The following is an 18,443-nucleotide window of genomic DNA, read 5'->3' on the forward strand; positions in this document are numbered from 1 at the left end:
GGGGCGGGTGGCCTCGTGGAGTTTGTGGGGTTTTAGGGCCTTACCGCTTGATGGATAAGCGCAAGTAGCTATTGATTTGGTAGCTGATCAGCGGCAGGTGTCGGCGTGTTGGGTACGCTGGGTGCGCTGGGCATCTCCGGCGCATCGGGTGTGTCGGTGGGGTGTTGTGACATCTCCCGCATCAGGGCATCAAGGTCGTCGCCCTGGATGGAGGTTTCTGGCAGCGTGGCCGGTGTGGTGCGCAGCCACTGGGTGGTGGCGGGCACGGCCAGCACCAGGGCCAGCACGGCCAACAGGCTCAGCAGATAGGGGGCGAGTGCTCGGACCATGGCGGCCATGGCAGGGCGCGGCACCACCTGGGCGCGTGCCAGCACCAGCGCGTAGCCCAGCGGGGGCAGCAAAAAGCCGGCCTGCAGCACCAGCAGCGTGAGGGCCGCCACCCAGGCGGCATCGTCCACCAGCGCCAGCAGCGGTGGCATCACGATGGGGACGATCAGGAAGATCAGCTCGAACGCATCCAGCACAAAGGCTGAACCCAGCAGCACCGCCAGCACCACGGCCATGGCGAGCAGGGGCTGGCCCTGCAGTGCGCGCATCCAATCGGCCACGAGCAGGTCGGTGCCAAACGCACGCAGCACCAGCGAGAAGGTGACGGCAGCCACCAGCAAGGCAAACAGCGCACCGGTGAGCGCGAGTGCGTCGTCCAGCACCTGGCCCAGCCGCTGCCGGGTGAGCTGGCGCGACACGATGCCCCAGGCCAGCAATAGCACCCCGGCGGTGGCGGCGGCCTCCACGGCCCGCACACGCCCGGTGGTGACCAGGGCCAGCAGCGCCACGATGAGCGTGGGCACCAGCACCAGCGTCCAGCGCTCGCGGCGGGTCAGAGGTTCGGGCGGGGCTGGGCGGGCGTCGGTAGATGCGGCGGTGGCGCGCGCCAGCCACCAGGTCACGGCCAGCCACAGCACCAGCAGCAACGCACCCGGTGCCAGCGCCGCCTGCAGCACATCCTGGGTGTTGATGATGCGCGCGCCGGCCCGGGCAGTGGCCAGGCCGAGCTGGGCGGCCAGCGACAGGCCCTCGGTGTGGGCCCGCAGCATGGCGTCGCCCAGCAGTAGCAACACCAGTGATGGTGGCACGATGATGCCCAGCGTGCTGGCCACAGCCACCAGGGCTGTGCGGCGCGCTGGGGGCATGCCTTCTTCGGCCCAGGCCTGCCCGGCGGTGCGTGACAGGGTGACCAGGCTCGCGCCCACCGACCCGTTCATGGGAGCCATCAGCATGCCCACGGCCAGGCCTGCCATCTCGGACGCGGCCCGCCGCCCGGCCAGCCGCGCGATGGCCTTGCGCAAGCCGCTGTAGAGGCCGCCGACCAGCGCCAGGTGGTTGAGCAGCGCGCCCACCACGGCATACAGCACCAGGGCCTGCAGCAGGTCGTGCTCCAGCAGGCCCACGATGCGCTCGGGCAAGCTGCGCAGCACCGCAATGTCGAATGCGCCCAGGGCCAGGCCTGCCAGGGCGCCCAGGGTGCTCACGGCCAGCAGCACGGCGTAGGTGGCCCAGCCGGTGGTCATCATGAGCACCAGGGCCAGCCCCAGCAGCAGCAAACCCATGGCGCTCATGCGGCAGGCCCCCTGGCGGCCATGGCCGCGCGCGTGGCACGTGCGGCGCGCCACAGGTCCACCAGGGCTTGCAGTGCCAGCAGGGTGGCCAGCAGCAGCAGCGCGCTCTTGATCACGAAATAGCCGGGGTTGGCGGTTTCAGGAAAACTCTCCAGCCCGCGCACCGAGCGCCATACCGTGGGGGCTGCGTTGACGCACACAAACACCGCCCAGGGCAGCACGACCAGGGGCGCGCCCATGCTGCGCAGCGCGCGCAGCCACGGGCCGCCCGCGTGGGCCAGGTCGGGTCGGCTCACCAGGTGGGCGTCGCGCTGCCCTGCGTGCCGCAGCGCCACTGCCACATACAGGGCGAATATGGCCTGGGCCAGGTCGTTGGCCTGGGCGGAGCCCACGCCCACGCCATCGCGCAGCGGCCACTGCAGGAATAGCAGCAGCACGATCAGCAGGGCCAGGGGCATTGCCAGGGTGCTCAGGCGGTTGAGCCAGCGCTCCAGGGGCAGAAGGGGAATGGTCGCTTCGGGAGGCGGAGGCATGGAGGCGGGGCGGGCGCAGGGTGTGGTTCAGCATTCGACCACATTCACCGCCAGGCCCCCGCGCGAGGTTTCCTTGTACTTGATCTTCATGTCGGCGCCGGTCTGCATCATGGTCTTGATGACCTTGTCGAGCGAAACCACATGCTGGCCGTCGCCGCGCAGGGCGATGCGGGCGGCGTTGATGGCTTTGATGGCGCCCATGGCGTTGCGCTCGATGCAGGGGATCTGCACCAGCCCGCCCACGGGGTCGCAGGTCATGCCGAGGTTGTGCTCCATGCCGATCTCGGCAGCGTTCTCGATCTGCTCGGGGCTGCCGCCCATCACGGCGGCCAGTGCGCCCGCCGCCATGGAGCAGGCCACGCCGACCTCGCCCTGGCAGCCCACTTCGGCGCCCGAGAGCGAAGCGTTTTCTTTGTAGATGATGCCGATGGCACCGGCGGTGAGCAAGAAGGTGGCGATGCCGTCTTCGTTGGCGCCGGGCAGGAAGTTGACGTAGTAGTGCAGCACGGCCGGTATCACGCCCGCCGCGCCATTGGTGGGCGCGGTCACCACGCGGCCACCGGCGGCGTTTTCTTCATTGACGGCCATGGCGTAGAGGTTCACCCAGTCGAGCATGGAGAGCGGATCGCGCAGCGCGGCCTCGGGCGATCGGCTGAGTTTTTGGTGCAGCTCGGCCGCGCGGCGGCGCACATGCATCGGGCCGGGCAGGGTGCCGGTGTTGGCGCAGCCGCGCTGCACGGCGCCCGCCATGGTGCGCCAGATGGCCATGAGCTGGCGGCGCACTTCCGTGCTGCTGCGCCAGTGCTGCTCGTTGGCGGCCATGAGCTGGGCGACGGTCATGCCGGTGGCCTGGCACTGAGCCAGCAGCTCGGCCCCGGTGCGAAAGGGGTGGGGCAGGCCGCTGCCGTGGCCTTCAGCGTCGGCTTGCGCGCTGGCGACTGCATTGAGCACGCGCTCGCCGGTGGCATCGGTCACGAAACCGCCGCCCACCGAGTAGTACTCGCGCGTGGCGATCTCGGTGCCCTGCGCGTCAAAGGCATGGAACGCCATGCCGTTGGGGTGCAGCGGCAGGCTTTTGCGGCGAAACAGCAAGTGCTCCTTTTCGACGAACGGCACACTGTGTTCGCCCATCAGCACCAGTGTTTTGGTGGCGCGGATCTGCGCGATGGCAGGCGTGATCTGGTCGGGGTCAATGAGGTCGGGCTCATGCCCGGCCAGGCCCAGCAGCACGGCGCGGTCGGTGCCATGGCCCACGCCGGTGGCCGAGAGCGAGCCGAACAGCTCCACAGTGACGTTGCACACCGCCGCCAGCCCCACGGTGGCCTGCAAATAGCAGGCGAACTGCCGCGCCGCAATCATCGGCCCCACGGTGTGGGAGCTGGAGGGGCCGATGCCGATCTTGAAGAGGTCGAAAACGCTGACGGTCATGGTGGACGGTGCTCGTAGTGTGAATAGGGCCGTGGGGTTGTTCCGTGGATGCTCGGGGCAGGGACGCATTCACCATGCGGGCTGACAGCAGAAAACAGCGATGGCGCGGGTGGCGCCATCGCTGGTCGGTCATGAAACAACATGCGTCTTCGCACTGCCCACACTCTTGGTGCAGGAGTGGGCCGAGCCTAGCCTTGCGCGGCCTGGGCAGCACAGGCGTTATCCCTGATGGGCGGGGGGGCGGTTGGCTCCGAGGTGGGCACGAGGCTGCAGGTTTGTTATCAATTTGATAGCTTCTGATCAATATTCAGCAAGGGTTACCGTCATGAATTCCCTGGTTATCCGTGCTCCGCTGGAACGCCTTGCCGCCCATTAACTTTTCTTACATTGACCCGGTGCGGGCAATGCAAGGGCGCGGCAAGCGCCCGTGGCGCAAGCCCTTCAGCGTGTTTTGGACACTGCGATGTTCCACAGCGCCACCAACTGTTCGTACTCTTGCGAAGCCTTGTCCTGGTCGATCGGGAAAATCTTGATGGATTGGAGGTCGGGCAGCGCGGTGAGCTTGGAGACGGGGATGTCCGTGCGTGTGGGGCGGCGGAAGTTCTTTACCAGCAGGGCCTGCTGCACGTCCTTGCTCAGCAGGTTGTTGTACAGGGTTTTGGCGGCTTCCATGTTCTTGGCGCCCTTGACGATGAACATGCCCTCGGGCGCCAGGTAGCTGCCTTCGGTGGGGTACACCAGCTTGATCTCCTTTTGGCCTCCGGCCACATATTCTTGTGCGGCATATTCGATGGTCAGGCCCACCGAATATTCACCCGATGCAACGCCCTTATAGGTGGTGCCCGACGACGAGGTGATGACCGCGTTGGCTGCGATCTTTTCAAGGCCGTCCTTGCCAAACTGCTTGAGCAGGCCGTACACCAGCATGTAGGAGGTGGCGCTTTTGCTGGGGTCGGTGATGGCGAACTTGCCTTTCCACTCCGGCTTCATCAGGTCCGACCAGGTTTTGGGCGCGGCCATTCCTTTGAGCTGGCGTTCGTTCACCATGAGCACCATCACATGCACGTTGGTGCCTATCCACAGGTTGTCAGGGCCACGGAACTCGGCGGGAATGGCCGCCAGGTCGGGTGATTTGTAGGGCTCCAGCAGGTCTTTGTAGGCACCCAGGGTGCCGAAGCCACCGCTCCACAGCACATCGCCGCGCGGGTTCTTGGCCTCGGCCTGGATGCGCTTCATGAGCGAGCCCGTGCCGCCAGTGACTTGTTGCACGTTGAGCGATCCCGCCTTTTGCTTGACCACGTTGAGCGCGGTCTCGATGGTCTCGGTGTTGTTGGACGAGTACAGAACCACGGTCTGGGCCTGGGCCAGGCCAACGGTCAGGCCGATGGCGGCCAGCGAGCATTGCAACAGGGTCTTGATTTTCATGGAAGGCCTCTCGGTGGGTGGGTGGTTGGAAGGATGGATGGAGGGAGGGATGGAGCCGCAACGGGCTTATTTGCTTGAGAACAGGTTGATGCGGAACACCTTGATGGCGACCACGATGGGCAGCAGGATCACGCTGACAAGTGCCGCGCCATAGGCCGATGCCAGGCCCAGCCGCCCGCCGTCGACCTGGCGGAAGATGGCGATGGGCATGGTTTCCAGGCCCCCGGTGTAGACCACCACCGAGGCCGACAGCTCGGAAATGGTGGTCACCCACATCAGGATGGCGGCCGAGATGAGCGATGCCTTCATGGCCGGCAGGATGACCTTGAAGAAGGTCATGAGCGGCGAGACGCCCAGGCTGATCGAGGCCTCTTCGATGGAGTCCGGGATGTTGAACAGCGTGGACGATGCGTTGCGCACCGCAAACGGCAACCGGCGCACCGTGTAGGCCAGCACCATGATGCCCGAGGTGCCCGCCAGGACCAGCCAGCCGGTGTTGAAGGTCTGCACCAGCGCAATGCCCAGCACCGTGCCCGAGATGGTGAGCGGCAGCACCACGATGTAGTCGAGCGCCTGCGTGAAGGTGTTGCGCTTCTTGATGGTGAGGTAGCTCACCAGCAGCGCAAAGGCCACCCCCGCCAGCGTGGCGATGGACGAAAACTTGATGGAGTTGATGATGGGCTCGGGCGCGCCCTGCAGCGCGCGCTGCAGGCTACCTAGCGACCAGTTGCCCCAGCGCATGACCGGGCCGCTGGTCTCGGTGAAGGCGCCCACAAAAACGATCACCAGCGGCAGCATGGACGCCAGGATGACCAGGCCCACAGTGACGGTGAACAGCAGCGCCGCGCCCGAACGCACACGCACCGGAGCGGGCGCACGGCCCTGGGTCATGGTGTACATCTTGCGCTCCACCACGCGCTTTTGGAAGAACAGCACGATGGCCACGATGGCGATGGACACCACCGACATGGCGCTTTGCAGCGCGGGGCTGCCGCCCATTTCGCTCACGAAGGTGTTGTACGTCATCACCGACAGCAGCGGCACGCGGCTGCCCAGCAGCATGGACAGCGCGAAGTTGCCCACCACCAGGGTGAACACCACCAGCGCGTTGACCAGCACGGCGGGCAGCATCACCGGCACCAGCACGCGCATTTTGGTGACGAAGGGCGAGGTGCCCAGGCTCAGCCCCGCTTCTTCGAGCGAGCCGTCGAAACCGCGCAGCGCGGCCAGCACGCCCAGGTAGATGTAGGTGTAGTACACCAACGTCATCGAAAAAATCATGCCCGTCCAGCCGTAGAAAGAGGGCAGCTCGACGCCCATGTCGGCCAGAAAATTGGTGAGCAGGCCGTTGTTGCCCAGGATGAGCAGCCACGACTGGCCGACGATGATCTCGGGGATCACGATGGTCAGGATGGGCAGGACGGCCACCAGGTTCTTGAGCGGAAACTCGTAGCGCGCCACCATGTAGGCGAACGGCACGCCCACCAGCACGGTGCAGGCCGTCACGGAAAAACCCAGCACCAGTGTGTTCTTGAAGGCCAGCACGTACTGGCTGTCTTTGGCCAGTGAGATAAAGGCGGCCAGCGAATAGCCGCCCCCCTCGTCCACCACGCTGTTGGAGAACAGCACGGCCAGCGGATACAGCACAAAGAAGGAGAGCAGGGCCAGGCTGACCAGCGTCAGCACGCCCCAGGGCCACCAGTTGATTTTCATGGCTTGCTTTCGGGGTGTGCGGTCATGCGCTCACGACGCGGCTGTCGGCGGGCACCAGCACCTGCACGGCATCGCCCGCCTGGAAGTCGGCCACGGTGTTGCCTGCATGCAGTTCGACACGGATCTCGGGGCCGTTTTGTAGCTGTATGCGATAGGCGGTCTTGAAGCCCAGGTACTGGCGGCGCAGCACCTGGCCGTGCAGGGCGTTGGGCACATGCGGGGCCGGGGCCATGAGCGACAGGTCTTCGGGGCGGGCGATGAGCACGTTCTCACTGCCCAGTTGTGGGCTGCCCAGCACGCCGTCGAGCTCTTGGCCGGCCAATTGGTAGCGCACATGGGGTGTGGCGCCATCGTCCATGCGCCTGGCTGCCACGGGGATCACATTGGCCGAGCCGATGAAGTCGGCCACATAGGCATTGACCGGCGTGCCGTACAGGTCTTCGGGCGTGCCCAGTTGGGCGATGGAGCCACGGTCCATGATGGCGATGCGGTCGGACATGGCCAGTGCTTCCTCCTGGTCGTGGGTCACGAAGACCGTGGTGATGCCCGCCTCGCGCACCAGGTCCAGGATCACGTCGCGCATCTGCAGGCGCATCTTGGCATCGAGGTTGGACAAGGGCTCGTCCATCAGCAGCACGCGCGGGCGTATCACCAGGGCGCGGGCCAGTGCCACGCGCTGGCGCTGGCCGCCGCTCATCTGCGCGGGGTAGCGGTCTGCCAGGGCCGACAGGCCCACCTTCTCCAGCGCCTCGCCCACGCGGCGGGTGATATCTGGCTTGGCCACCTTGCGGGCGCGCAGGCCGTAGGCCACGTTGTCGAAGGCCGATTTGTCGGGGAACAGCGCGTAGTCCTGGAACACCATGCCGATATCGCGGTGGTGGGTGGACACGCGGGTGACATCGTCCTTGTCGAACAGCAGACGCCCGCCGTCGGGCTCGTAAAAGCCCGCGATGCAGCGCAGCAGCGTGGTCTTGCCGCAGCCGCTGGGCCCCAGCAGGGTGTAGAAGGCGCCGTCGGGGATGTGCAGCGAGAGGTTTTGCAGCACGGTCTGGCCGCTGAACTGCTTGACGATGTCGTCGATGGTGATGGATGCCATGGCGTGTAGGAGAGGGGCGGTGACCGCTGGTGGGCCATGATAGGGAGCAGGGTGTTGCAGCCACCAGCGGTTTTTTATGGGGTGTGCGGTTAGTTTTTCTAATGGTCGCCTCCCCTAAGATGTAAGAAGCTGTTTGCCGTCCACACGCTTTGAAATCCACCCTGTTCTTCATGCCCTCCGTTGTCGTCCGCCAGATGGTTCCGTGCACGCGCCGTGTCGCGCCAGGGCGCGGCTGAGGGCGGCCGCATGGCGACGCGCGTGCTCCCGCCGCTCAAGGCCTTGCGCGCCTTTGAGGCAGCGGCGCGCCACGCCAACTTCACGGCAGCCGCGGAGGAGCTGAGCATCACCCACAGCGCGGTGAGCCAGCAGATTCGCCTGCTGGAGGACTACCTGGGCCAGCCGCTGTTTACCCGCGAGGCCCGCGGCGTGGTGCTGCTGCCCCATGCGCGCGAGTATTTTCTGGAAGTGCAGGCCAGCCTGGACCGCATTGCGGCGGCCACCGGAGCCGTCAAATCGCCGGGCGGGCGGCGCACGCTCTGTGTGTGCACCTCACCGTCTTTGGCCATGAAGTGGTTGATACCGCGGCTTGGCAGCTTCCAGGCCTTGGTTCCGGGGGTGGATGTGCAACTGTCCACCATGGGCCGCCAGTTCATCGAGCGCGCCGACGCAAGCAACGACGTGGTGATACAGCGCATGCCCATGCAACGGCCCGAGCACACCTGCGTGCGCGTGCTCGACGATTACCTGCTGCCCGTGGCCTCGCCGCGCTTCATCCAGGGCAATCGCGTGCGCACCGTGGCCGATTGCCTGGGCCACCCGCTCTTGCAGGTCAGCAGTGACATGGGGGCCTGGCCGCAATGGTTCGGCTTGGCCGGGCTGCAGGTGCCATCCCAGTTGCCGGGGCCTGTGTTCGACCACCAGTTTCTGTGCATGCAGGCCGCCATGAATGACTTGGGTATTGCCCTGGTGCCCTGGTGCCTGCTGCAGGAGGACGTGCAAGCGGGCCGCTTGCGCCCGCTTTTTGACCACCCGCGTCTGCAAGGGCCTGGTGTGTACGCGCAGTACCGCGCGGACAACCCGTTGGCTGGGTTGGCGCGCCAGTTCATCGACTGGCTGGGCCTGCAGGGGCATGCGGGCGGCTGACCTTGTCACTGTTTTTCCGCGCCTCTGAAGGGCTGGCCGCGGTGGGTACAAGACAGGCGTGCTGCAGTGGCTGCGTTATGCGCTGTCTCCACCTTGCCTGTGGTCTGCGCACTGCTTTGATCAGTTTGTGTGAAATTTTGCTGCCAATTTAATAGCATGTTGCGCTTGTTGAATAAGCGCTGCAGGTCAATTTGACGATTTTTTCACAAACCGAACTGCCAGGGGCTTGGCTACATCGTCACGGCGCGTGCCAGCATCACGCACCAGTCCCAGGGGGTCAGGGTGGGGCGCTGTTGCAGGCTGCCGCCTTTGAGGGCATCGACCTTGTCGAGAATGCGCAGGCCGCCTTGCACCACCAGCCGCAGTTCCCAGCCCGCGCGGCCGGGCAGGCGGTGCACCAGCGGGGCGCCGCTTAGCATGGTGGCGCGGGCCCAGTAGGCGCAGTCGGCGATCAACTGGACGTTTTCGCGGGTGCTTTTGAGCGCCAGCAATTCGGCCTGGCAGGCGCCGTGGGCGGCGCAGTCGGCGCGGGGCAGGTAGTGGCGGCTTCTGGGAATGTCCACGCTGAGGTCTTGCCAGAAGTTGATCAACTGCAGTGCGGTGCAGATGGCGTCGCTCTCCTCCAGCGCCTGGGCGCTGTGCACGCCATACAGGTGTAGCAGCAGGCGGCCTACAGGGTTGGCGGAGCGGCGGCAATAGTCCAGCAGCTCGGCGCGGTCGGCGTAGCCGTCGGCGTCGCGGGTTTTCTCCACGTCCTGCTCAAAGGCGCTGAGCAGGTCTTGCAGCAGCGGCACGGGTAACTGGTGGCTGCGCAGCACGGCTTGCAGGGGGACAAAGACGCTGGCCCAGCGGGCCGATGGGGCTTGACCTTGGGCAATGGCCTGCAGGTCAGCCTGGTAGGCGGCCAGGTCGGCCAGGCGGCTGGCGGCGAGGGCATCGCCTTCGTCCGCGATGTCATCGGCGGTGCGGGCAAAGCCGTAGATGGCGGCGATTGGCTGGCGCAGGTGTGGCGGGCACAGCACGGACGCGACGGGGAAGTTCTCGTAGTGCGTGACGGGAGAGGCCGCGACGGCTGAGGCAGCGGGGGAGGAGGGGTGGGGGCGGTCGTTCACACTCCGGATTGTCGCTTGACAAGGCAGGGGGCTTCTCATAGATTACTAACCGGTCAGTCAGTAATAAAACAAGCATTCCATTCAGGAGCAAGGAGGCTGGCCCGTACTCCGTTGCAGCGCAGGCGTTTGTGCCTGCGTTTTGCGTGCAGCTCCTTGCGGCCTTCTTTTTTTCACCGGATTTCCCATGCGCACACCCTCCGCCTTGCGGCCTTTTCAACGGCACTCCCGGTATTTGCTGGTGTTGGCCGCCGCCGCTCTTTTGGCTGCCTGCTCCCGCCCCGCACCGCCCGAGGAGCCCGTGCGCTCCGTGAAGCTGCTGACCGTGGGTGTGGGGGCGATGCAGTCCAGCCTGGAATATTCGGGCGAGGTGCGGGCGCGTGTGGAGTCACGCCTCGGCTTTCGGGTGGCGGGCAAGATCGTGCAGCGCCAGGCCCAATTGGGTCAGCGGGTGCGTGCCGGGCAGGTGCTGGCCCAGTTGGACCCGAGGGACTACCAACTCGCCGCCGATGCGGCGCGGGCGCAACTGGCGTCGGCCACCACGCAGCGCGACCTGGCGGCGGCCGACTTCAAGCGCTACCAGGCCTTGAAGGACCAGAATTTCATCAGCGGCGCCGAGCTGGAGCGCCGCGACGCTACGCTGAAAGCCGCGCAGTCCACGCTGGACCAGGCCCGCGCGCAGCTCTCGTCCCAGGGCAACCAGGCGGCCTACACCACGCTGGTGGCCGATGTGTCGGGTGTGGTGACGGGCATTGATGCCGAGCCGGGCCAGGTGGTGTCGGCCGGGGCACCCGTGGTGCGCATTGCGCAGGACGGCCCCCGCGACGTGGTGTTTGCCGTGCCCGAAGACAAGGTGGCGCAGATCACGCTGGGTTCCAGCGTGGCGGTGCGAGGCTGGTCGGGCGGTGCGCCGTTGGCAGGCCGTGTGCGTGAGGTGGCCGCCAGTGCCGACCCCGCCACCCGCACTTATCAGGTGAAGGTGGCGATCGAGGGGGCAGAGGCCCCCGCCCTGGGCTCCACTGTGTATGTGACGCCCAAGGCGCTGAGCCACACGGGCATTGCGGCCATCAAGCTGCCGACCAGCGCCTTGTTCCAGCAAGGGCAGGCCACCGCCGTGTGGGTGTATGACGCTGCCAGCGGTACGGTGAAGTCGCAGCCGGTGCAGATTGCCACGGCCGATGGCAACGAGGCCGTGGTGGCCGCGGGCCTGGCCCCCGGCATGCAGGTGGTGGCCACCGGGGTGCATGTGCTGTCGCCAGGGCAAAAGGTGACGGTATATCAGCCAAAAGTGGCTCAAGCGCCCGTTAATAAAGCGCAAACAGCTCCTGATTTTGTAGCGCCTGCGGCGTCTGCATCTCCCGCAGCCACGGCCTCTGCCGCCAACTGAGGCCTGCCATGACACAACAACAACCCAAAGAGGGGTTCAACCTCTCCAAGTGGGCGCTCGACCATCCGGCGCTGACCCGCTATCTGATGGTGGTGCTGATGCTGTTGGGCTTTGCGGCCTATTTTCAGCTGGGGCAGGACGAAGACCCGCCATTCACCTTCCGCGCCATGGTGGTGCGCACCTACTGGCCCGGCGCCACGGCGCAGCAGGTGGCTGAGCAGGTTACCGACAAGATCGAGCGCACGCTGCAAGAGGTGCCCTACGCCGACAAGATCCGCAGCTACTCCAAGCCTGGCGAGTCGCAGATCATTTTCCAGATCAAGGACAACTCCAAGGCCAGCGATGTGGCCAACGTCTGGTACAGCGTGCGCAAGAAGGTGGGCGACATGCGCTACACCTTGCCGCAGGGCATCCAGGGGCCGTTCTTCAACGATGACTTCGGCGATGTGTATGGCGTGATCTACGCGCTGGAGTCCGAGGGCTTCAGCTACGCTGAGCTCAAGCAATTTGCCGACGACGCGCGCCAGCAACTGCTGCGCGTGCCCGATGTGGCCAAGGTCGAGCTGTTTGGCGTGCAGGACGAAAAGCTTTTCATCGAAATTTCGCAAAAGCGCCTGTCGCAACTGGGACTGGACCTGAACGCCGTGTTGGCCCAGTTGGGCCAGCAAAACGCCGTGGAGAGCGCGGGCGCTGTGCAAACGCCGCTGGACCAGGTGCAGGTGCGCGTGCAAGGCCAGTTCAACGCCATCGAAGACCTGCGCGCCATGCCGATCCGTGGACCTTCGGGCGCGCAGCTGCGCCTGTCGGACATTGCCGACGTCAAGCGCGGCTATGTGGACCCTGCCACCGTGAAGGTGCGCCACCAGGGGCAGGAGGTGATTGCACTGGGCGTGTCCATGGCCAAGGGCGGCGACATCATCGCGCTGGGCAAGGCGCTGCACTTGGCTGTCGACCGCATTGGGCGCACCCTGCCAGCAGGGGTGAAGCTCGTCAACGTGCAGGACCAGCCCAAGGCGGTGGCCACCTCGGTGAACGAGTTCGTCAAGGTGCTGATCGAGGCCGTGGTTATCGTGCTGGCGGTGAGTTTTGTTGCGCTGGGTTTCCACAAGCGCCCTGGCAACAACCCGCTGTGGAAGCGCTGGTACATCGACCCGCGGCCGGGCCTGGTGGTGGGTATCACCATCCCCATGGTGTTGGCCGTCACCTTCCTGGCCATGTGGTACTGGGGCATTGGCCTGCACAAGATTTCGCTGGGCTCGCTCATCATTGCGCTGGGCCTGCTGGTGGACGACGCCATCATTGCGGTCGAGATGATGGTGCTCAAGCTTGAAGAGGGCTACGACAAGGTGCGCGCCGCCACCTTTGCCTACGAGCTGACGGCCATGCCCATGCTCACGGGCACCTTGATCACGGCGGCGGGTTTTCTGCCCATTGGCCTGGCCAAGTCCACCACAGGTGAATACACGTTTGCGATCTTTGCCGTGACGGTGATCGCGCTGGTGCTCAGCTGGATCGTGTCGGTGTATTTTGTGCCCTACCTGGGCACGCTACTGCTCAAGGTGCCACCCCATGTGCTGGCTGCGCAGGCCCACAAAGGGATCACGGAAGACCCGCACGAGGTGTTCGACAGCCCGTTCTACCGCACCTTCCGCCGCCTGGTGGATTGGTGCGTTCAGCACCGGTGGATCACCATCGGCGCCACGGTGCTGACCTTTGCGCTGGGCATTGTGGGCATGGGCCAGGTGCAGCAGCAGTTCTTCCCGGATTCGAGCCGCCCTGAAATCATGGTCGACATCTGGTTCCCCGAGGGCACGTCCTTTGCGGGCAACGAAGAGGTCACCAAGCGGGTGGAGAAGCGCCTGCTGTCAGAGCCGGGCGTGAACACGGTCAGCACCTGGGTGGGGTCGGGCGTGCCCCGTTTCTACCTGCCGCTGGACCAGGTGTTTCCGCAGAGCAACGTGTCGCAGTTCATTGTGGTGCCCAAGGATTTGAAGGTGCGCGAATCGCTGCGCGTGAAGCTGCCGGCGCTGCTGGCCGAGGAGTTCCCGGAAGTGCGTGGCCGCGTCAAGCTACTGCCCAATGGGCCGCCCGTGCCGTATCCCGTGCAGTTCCGCGTGGTGGGCCCCGATCCGCTGGTGCTGCGCGAGCGCGCCGACGAGGTGAAGGCCCAGTTGCGCCAGAGCCCCGACATGCGCGGCGTGAATGACAACTGGAACGAGTCCGTGAAGGTGCTGCGCCTGGAGGTGGACCAGGCCAAGGCGCGCGCGCTGGGCGTGACGAGCCAGTCCATCGCCCAGGCGTCCAAGACCATCCTGACGGGCACCCAGGTGGGCCAGTTCCGCGAGGGGGACAAACTCATCGACATTGTGCTGCGCCAGCCGCTGGATGAGCGCAATGCCATCACCGACATCGCCAACGCCTATCTGCCCACGGCTTCGGGCAAGTCGATCCCGCTCACGCAGATCGCCAAGCCCGTGTTCACCTGGGAGCCTGGCGTGATGTGGCGCGAGAACCGCGACTACGCCATCACGGTGCAAGGCGACGTGACCGAGGGCCTGCAGGGTGCCACGGTGACGGCGTCGCTGCTGCCTGCCCTCAAGGAAATCGAGGCCAAATGGCGGGCCACCGGGCAAACGGGCTATCGCATTGACGTCGCGGGGGCCGTGGAAGAAAGCTCCAAGGGCTCGGCGTCGATCGCGGCGGGTATTCCGGTCATGCTGTTCATCACCTTCACACTGCTCATGCTGCAACTGCACAGCTTCAGCCGCGCGATGCTGGTGTTCCTGACCGGGCCGCTGGGCCTGGCGGGCGTGGCGGCGGCATTGCTGCTGCTCAACCGTCCGTTCGGTTTTGTTGCACTGCTCGGGGTGATCGCGCTCATGGGCATGATCCAGCGCAACTCGGTGATCCTGATCGACCAGATCGAGCAAGACCGCGCGCGGGGCGTGCCAGCGTGGGATGCCATCGTCGAGTCGGCCGTGCGCCGCCTGCGCCCCATCGTGCTCACGGCCGCCGCCGCCGTGCTGGCCATGATCCCGCTGTCACGCAGCGTGTTCTGGGGGCCAATGGCTGTGGCCATCATGGGTGGGCTGGTGGTCGCCACCGTGCTCACGCTGCTGGCCCTGCCTGCGATGTACGCCGCCTGGTTCCGGGTCAAACGGCCCGCGCCGGAGGTCCTTGGAGGGGTTTGATTTCCATGCTTGCCCGCATCAGGGTAAAATAGAAGGTTGACCGATTTCACACAGGCGGCAGCTGAGGTTGCCGCCTGTTTGTTTGTTGTAGAACCGCGCGGGTGGCGAAATTGGTAGACGCACCAGGTTTAGGTCCTGACGCCAGCAATGGTGTGGGGGTTCGAGTCCCCCCCCGCGCACCACCCATGTGAGACTTTGCGGAACACGGCGCTGCTGCGCTGCAGCCAGCACGATCCACATTCATAAGAGGAATAGCCATGGCCGTTACTGTTGAAACCCTTGAGAAGCTCGAGCGCAAGATTACGCTGAGCGTGCCCGTTACCCTGATCCAGTCCGAAGTGGACACGCGCCTGAAGCGCCTGGCCCGCACCGTCAAGATGGACGGTTTCCGTCCTGGCAAGGTGCCCATGAACGTGGTGGCCCAGCGCTATGGCTACTCGGTGCAGTACGAAGTGCTCAACGACAAGGTCGGTGAAGCCTTTGCCGTGGCCGCCAACGAAGCCAACCTGCGTGTTGCCGGCCAGCCCCGCATCACCGAAAAGGACGGCGCTCCTGAAGGCCAGGTCACGTTCGACGCCATCTTCGAGGTGTTCCCCGAAGTCAAGATCGCCGATTTGGCCGATGCCGAAGTCGAGAAGCTGTCGTCCGAAGTGACCGATGCCGCCATCGACAAGACCATCGACATCCTGCGCAAGCAGCGCCGCAGCTTCGCCCAGCGCGCCATCGACGCCGCTGCGCAAGACGGCGACCGTGTGACCGTGGACTTCGAAGGCAAGATCGATGGTGAACCCTTTGACGGCGGCAAGGCCGAAGACTTCCAGTTCCTGGTCGGCGAAGGCCAGATGCTCAAGGAATTCGAAGACGCCGTGCGTGGCATGAAGTCTGGCGAAAGCAAGACCTTCCCCCTGGCCTTCCCCGCCGAATACCACGGCAAGGATGTGGCTGGCAAGACGGCTGACTTCCTGGTCACGATCAAGAAGATTGAAGCCGCTCACCTGCCCGAAGTGAACGACGCCCTGGCCAAGTCGCTGGGCATTGCCGACGGTTCCGTGGACGGCCTGCGCGCCGACATCAAGAAGAACCTGGAGCGCGAAGTCAAGTTCCGCCTGCTGGCCCGCAACAAGCAAGCCGTGATGGACGCCCTGGTCGCCAAGGCCGAGCTGGACCTGCCCAACGCCAGCGTGCAGGCTGAAATCGCCCGCCTGCTGGAAGGCGCCCGCGCCGAGCTGAAGCAACGCGGCATCAAGGACGCCGACAAGGCCGAGATCCCTGAAGACGTGTTCCGCCCCCAAGCCGAGCGCCGCGTGCGCCTGGGCCTGGTGCTGGCCGAGCTGGTGCGTGCCAACGAACTGCAGGCCAAGCCCGAGCAGCTCAAGGCCCACATCGACGAGCTGGCTGCCAGCTACGAGAAGCCCGAAGACGTGGTGCGCTGGTACTTCGGCGACCGCCAGCGTCTGGCCGAAGTCGAAGCCGTTGTGATCGAAAACAACGTGACCGATTTCGTGCTGGGCAAGGCCAAGGTGGTCGAGAAGGCCGTGTCGTTTGACGATCTGATGGCGCAGCAACAAGGCTGATAGGCCCTCCTGGCCTCACTGGACTGCAGTTTGGCTGCGGCCCGGTGGCTAAAGATTAGGATACACATCAGGGGCTTGTGCTTTCGTGCACAAGCCCCAATTCATTTCTGGGTAAAGTACCTGCTTGACTGGAGAAAACATGAGCGCATTGGAAACACAAGGCCTGGGCATGGTCCCCATGGTCATCGAGCAGTCGGGCCGTGGCGAACGGTCCTATGACATCTACTCGCGCCTGCTCAAGGAGCGCGTGATTTTTCTGGTGGGGCCGGTCAATGACCAGACCGCCAACCTGGTGGTGGCGCAGCTGCTGTTCCTGGAGAGCGAAAACCCCGACAAGGACATTTCGTTCTACATCAACTCCCCTGGCGGCTCGGTGAGTGCCGGCATGGCGATTTTTGACACCATGAACTTCATCAAGCCTGACGTCTCGACCCTGTGCACGGGCATGGCGGCCAGCATGGGCGCCTTTTTGCTGGCGGCGGGTGCCAAGGGCAAGCGTTTTGCATTGCCCAACTCCAAGGTCATGATCCACCAGCCGCTGGGCGGCATGCAGGGCCAGGCCACCGAGATCGAGATTCATGCCCGCGAGATCCTGAAGACCCGTGAGCAGCTCAACAACATCCTGGCCGAGCGTACTGGCCAGTCGCTGGAGAAGATCCAGCGCGACACCGAGCGCGACTATTTCCTGTCGGCAGACGAGGCCAAGGAATACGGCCTGGTCGATCAGGTGATCAGCAAGCGCGCCTGATCAACCAGGTTGGTGCAGCGGCGTTTTCCCTGAGGGAAGACGCCGTTTTCCATTTGGTTATCATCCCGACAACTTTCCGTAACAAGCAAGGCATTGCCCCCATGGCCGAGAAAAAAGGCTCTTCCAGCGAAAAAACCCTTTACTGCTCTTTCTGCGGCAAAAGCCAGCACGAAGTGAAGAAGCTGATCGCCGGTCCGTCGGTCTTTATCTGCGACGAGTGCATTGACCTGTGCAACGAGATCATTCGTGATGAACTCCCCGCCGGTGATCTGGCGCGCGAAGGCCGCAGCGACCTGCCCACTCCGGTAGAGATCAAGACCAACCTCGACAACTACGTGATTGGCCAGGACGTGGCCAAGCGCACGCTGGCGGTGGCGGTGTACAACCACTACAAGCGTCTGCGCCACAAGGACAAGGCCCACAAGGATGATGTGGAGCTCTCCAAGAGCAATATTTTGCTGATTGGCCCCACGGGCTCGGGCAAAACGCTCTTGGCCCAGACCTTGGCACGCATGCTGGACGTGCCCTTTGTGATGGCCGACGCCACCACGCTGACTGAGGCGGGCTACGTGGGCGAGGACGTGGAAAACATCGTCCAGAAGCTGCTGCAAAGCTGCAACTACGAAGTCGAGCGCGCACAGCGCGGCATCGTCTACATCGACGAAATCGACAAGATCTCGCGCAAATCGGACAACCCCAGCATCACCCGCGACGTCTCGGGCGAGGGCGTGCAGCAAGCGCTGCTCAAGCTGATCGAAGGCACCATGGCCAGCGTGCCACCCCAGGGCGGGCGCAAGCACCCGAACCAGGACTTTTTGCAGATCGACACGACCAACATCCTGTTCATCTGCGGCGGCGCGTTCGCGGGGCTGGAAAAGGTCATCGAGAACCGCACCGAGGCGTCGGGCATCGGCTTTGGCGCATCGGTCAAGAGCAAGAAGCAGCGTTCGCTGACCGAGGTGTTCACCGAGATCGAACCCGAGGATCTGATCAAGTTCGGCCTGATCCCCGAGCTCGTGGGCCGTATGCCCGTGGTGACGGCCCTGGCCGAGCTGAGCGAAGATGCGCTGGTCGAGATTCTGACCGAGCCCAAGAATGCGCTGGTCAAGCAGTACAGCAAGCTCCTGGCCATGGAAGGTGTGGACCTGGAGATCCGTCCTGCCGCACTCAAGGCCATCGCCCGCAAGGCGCTGGCCCGCAAGACGGGTGCCCGTGGCCTGCGCTCCATTCTGGAGCAATCGCTGATCGGCACGATGTTCGACTTGCCCAATACCAGCAATGTCGAAAAGGTGGTGGTGGACGAGTCCACCATCGAAGAAAACAAGCCGCCGCTGCTCGTCTATCGCGAAGCGGCCAAGAAGGCCTGAGATGACCGGAGCGGGCGCCTTGTTGCTGCCCTTTGAGCCATCAACCCTTGCGCCAGCGCGGCTGCGTGCAAGGGTTGAAAATCCCCACATGTGGACCATATGCCACAGAG

General features: G+C 64.8%; 13 protein-coding genes and 1 tRNA gene. 7 read left to right on the forward strand and 7 right to left on the reverse strand.

Annotation, left to right across the window (positions count from 1 at the left end):
- Positions 1 to 68 precede the first annotated feature (68 nt).
- The 6 genes from Q0105_RS14840 to Q0105_RS14865 all read right to left on the reverse strand — a co-directional run bounded on the left by Q0105_RS14840 (position 69) and on the right by Q0105_RS14865 (position 7,814).
- Entirely contained in the window at positions 69 to 1,619 is a 1,551-nt protein-coding gene (locus Q0105_RS14840; RefSeq protein ID WP_298212910.1) for a TRAP transporter large permease subunit, read from the reverse strand.
- Positions 1,616 to 2,152, reverse strand: coding sequence for a C4-dicarboxylate ABC transporter substrate-binding protein (locus Q0105_RS14845; protein ID WP_298212911.1), 537 nt, complete (start codon positions 2,150 to 2,152; stop codon positions 1,616 to 1,618). The genes Q0105_RS14840 and Q0105_RS14845 overlap by 4 nt, the downstream gene beginning before the upstream one ends.
- Positions 2,153 to 2,179: 27 nt before the next feature.
- On the reverse strand, positions 2,180 to 3,580 hold the full coding sequence (locus Q0105_RS14850; RefSeq protein WP_298212912.1) for an L-serine ammonia-lyase: 1,401 nt from the start codon (positions 3,578 to 3,580) through the stop codon (positions 2,180 to 2,182).
- A gap of 441 nt (positions 3,581 to 4,021) precedes the next feature.
- On the reverse strand, positions 4,022 to 5,005 hold the full coding sequence (locus Q0105_RS14855) for an ABC transporter substrate-binding protein (protein ID WP_298212913.1): 984 nt from the start codon (positions 5,003 to 5,005) through the stop codon (positions 4,022 to 4,024).
- A 66-nt stretch (positions 5,006 to 5,071) separates the two neighbouring features.
- Positions 5,072 to 6,718: an iron ABC transporter permease gene (locus tag Q0105_RS14860; protein ID WP_298212914.1), complete on the reverse strand. Its 1,647-nt coding sequence runs from the start codon at positions 6,716 to 6,718 to the stop codon at positions 5,072 to 5,074.
- A 22-nt stretch (positions 6,719 to 6,740) separates the two neighbouring features.
- Positions 6,741 to 7,814 carry an ABC transporter ATP-binding protein gene (locus Q0105_RS14865; RefSeq protein ID WP_298212915.1) on the reverse strand — a complete coding sequence of 358 codons (1,074 nt, stop codon included), beginning with the start codon at positions 7,812 to 7,814 and terminating at the stop codon, positions 6,741 to 6,743.
- Positions 7,815 to 8,060: 246 nt separating this feature from the next.
- Here Q0105_RS14865 and Q0105_RS14870 point away from each other — a divergent pair, with 246 nt between their 5' ends.
- Entirely contained in the window at positions 8,061 to 8,957 is an 897-nt protein-coding gene (locus Q0105_RS14870) for a LysR substrate-binding domain-containing protein (RefSeq protein WP_298212931.1), read from the forward strand.
- A gap of 230 nt (positions 8,958 to 9,187) precedes the next feature.
- Here the strand turns inward: Q0105_RS14870 and hpnC are convergent, their stop codons facing one another.
- A complete protein-coding gene (gene hpnC, locus Q0105_RS14875; protein ID WP_298212916.1) occupies positions 9,188 to 10,069 on the reverse strand; it encodes a squalene synthase HpnC in 882 nt (293 codons plus the stop codon).
- Between the two features lie 184 nt (positions 10,070 to 10,253).
- Here hpnC and Q0105_RS14880 point away from each other — a divergent pair, with 184 nt between their 5' ends.
- The 6 genes from Q0105_RS14880 to clpX all read left to right on the forward strand — a co-directional run bounded on the left by Q0105_RS14880 (position 10,254) and on the right by clpX (position 18,333).
- Positions 10,254 to 11,453 carry an efflux RND transporter periplasmic adaptor subunit gene (locus Q0105_RS14880; RefSeq protein WP_298212917.1) on the forward strand — a complete coding sequence of 400 codons (1,200 nt, stop codon included), beginning with the start codon at positions 10,254 to 10,256 and terminating at the stop codon, positions 11,451 to 11,453.
- Positions 11,454 to 11,461: 8 nt separating this feature from the next.
- Entirely contained in the window at positions 11,462 to 14,644 is a 3,183-nt protein-coding gene (locus tag Q0105_RS14885) for an efflux RND transporter permease subunit (RefSeq protein ID WP_298212918.1), read from the forward strand.
- A 95-nt stretch (positions 14,645 to 14,739) separates the two neighbouring features.
- Positions 14,740 to 14,826: transfer RNA gene (locus tag Q0105_RS14890), tRNA-Leu, on the forward strand.
- A 75-nt stretch (positions 14,827 to 14,901) separates the two neighbouring features.
- On the forward strand, positions 14,902 to 16,218 hold the full coding sequence (tig, locus tag Q0105_RS14895) for a trigger factor (protein ID WP_298212919.1): 1,317 nt from the start codon (positions 14,902 to 14,904) through the stop codon (positions 16,216 to 16,218).
- Positions 16,219 to 16,357: 139 nt separating this feature from the next.
- Entirely contained in the window at positions 16,358 to 16,966 is a 609-nt protein-coding gene (gene clpP / locus Q0105_RS14900; protein ID WP_100411012.1) for an ATP-dependent Clp endopeptidase proteolytic subunit ClpP, read from the forward strand.
- Between the two features lie 101 nt (positions 16,967 to 17,067).
- Entirely contained in the window at positions 17,068 to 18,333 is a 1,266-nt protein-coding gene (gene clpX, locus Q0105_RS14905; RefSeq protein WP_100411011.1) for an ATP-dependent Clp protease ATP-binding subunit ClpX, read from the forward strand.
- Positions 18,334 to 18,443: the final 110 nt, after the last annotated feature.

Source organism: Acidovorax sp., from assembly GCF_027492855.1.
GTDB lineage: Bacteria > Pseudomonadota > Gammaproteobacteria > Burkholderiales > Burkholderiaceae_C > Acidovorax.

Bases quoted from the DNA above. Each gene is read 5' to 3' on its own strand.
- Q0105_RS14840 (WP_298212910.1), bottom strand. From the start codon at position 1,619: ATGAGCGCCATGGGTTTGCTGCTGCTGGGGCTGGCCCTGGTGCTCATG.
- Q0105_RS14845 (WP_298212911.1), bottom strand. From the start codon at position 2,152: ATGCCTCCGCCTCCCGAAGCGACCATTCCCCTTCTGCCCCTGGAGCGC.
- Q0105_RS14850 (WP_298212912.1), bottom strand. From the start codon at position 3,580: ATGACCGTCAGCGTTTTCGACCTCTTCAAGATCGGCATCGGCCCCTCC.
- Q0105_RS14855 (WP_298212913.1), bottom strand. From the start codon at position 5,005: ATGAAAATCAAGACCCTGTTGCAATGCTCGCTGGCCGCCATCGGCCTG.
- Q0105_RS14860 (WP_298212914.1), bottom strand. From the start codon at position 6,718: ATGAAAATCAACTGGTGGCCCTGGGGCGTGCTGACGCTGGTCAGCCTG.
- Q0105_RS14865 (WP_298212915.1), bottom strand. From the start codon at position 7,814: ATGGCATCCATCACCATCGACGACATCGTCAAGCAGTTCAGCGGCCAG.
- Q0105_RS14870 (WP_298212931.1), top strand. From the start codon at position 8,061: ATGGCGACGCGCGTGCTCCCGCCGCTCAAGGCCTTGCGCGCCTTTGAG.
- Q0105_RS14880 (WP_298212917.1), top strand. From the start codon at position 10,254: ATGCGCACACCCTCCGCCTTGCGGCCTTTTCAACGGCACTCCCGGTAT.
- Q0105_RS14885 (WP_298212918.1), top strand. From the start codon at position 11,462: ATGACACAACAACAACCCAAAGAGGGGTTCAACCTCTCCAAGTGGGCG.
- tig (WP_298212919.1), top strand. From the start codon at position 14,902: ATGGCCGTTACTGTTGAAACCCTTGAGAAGCTCGAGCGCAAGATTACG.
- clpP (WP_100411012.1), top strand. From the start codon at position 16,358: ATGAGCGCATTGGAAACACAAGGCCTGGGCATGGTCCCCATGGTCATC.
- clpX (WP_100411011.1), top strand. From the start codon at position 17,068: ATGGCCGAGAAAAAAGGCTCTTCCAGCGAAAAAACCCTTTACTGCTCT.